General features: G+C 57.1%; 1 protein-coding gene. It reads right to left on the bottom strand.

Features of this window, described 5'->3' with window-relative positions; all coding sequences use genetic code 11:
• On the bottom strand, positions 1-386 hold a 386-nt coding region (locus NW820_RS13525), incomplete at its 3' end, for a DUF2254 family protein (protein ID WP_414407793.1).
• Positions 387-503: the final 117 nt, after the last annotated feature.

The following is a 503-nucleotide window of genomic DNA, read 5'->3' as shown; positions in this document are numbered from 1 at the left end:
GCCGGCTGCAAAAAGTGAAACACGAAGCGAAAGTAGGGGATCAGCATCAAAAACGAAGCTGTGCCCAGCAGCAGATTCAGCCCGACGAGCAACCCTGGAGGGTGTTGCTCCGCAACGCCAACACGAACGTAAAAGCCCAGGGCTGCCGAACTCCACAAACTGACCACATTGGCCAAAATCAGGAAAAAGAAGAGGTAGAAATTGACTTTCTCGCGCAAAAACAGCTCCGTGACCTTTGGCGTGAAGCGATCCGCGCTCAACTGCACCACAATGGCCACCACCGAGAGGGTAAAGCCCAGCACCCCCGACAACACCTGAGCCAAGGTGGTTACAAATTCCTGCAAAGCTTCTGTATCCTGCGTGGATCCCGCCCAGACCAGGTTCAACCCGCTCTGGATCCAGCGGTGCCCACCCCAGGCCCAAAGCAAACCTGCCCCCACCACTGCAGCACTCCAGGGCAGAAAGCGGGGGCGACGCCCAACAAAGCCTGGATCTGTGTGTCT

This window comes from Synechococcus sp. R55.7, assembly GCF_047461955.1.
Taxonomy (GTDB): domain Bacteria; phylum Cyanobacteriota; class Cyanobacteriia; order Thermostichales; family Thermostichaceae; genus Thermostichus.
The sequence above is the reverse complement of the archived record's forward strand: the minus strand, read 5'-3'. Positions and strand labels throughout refer to the sequence as shown.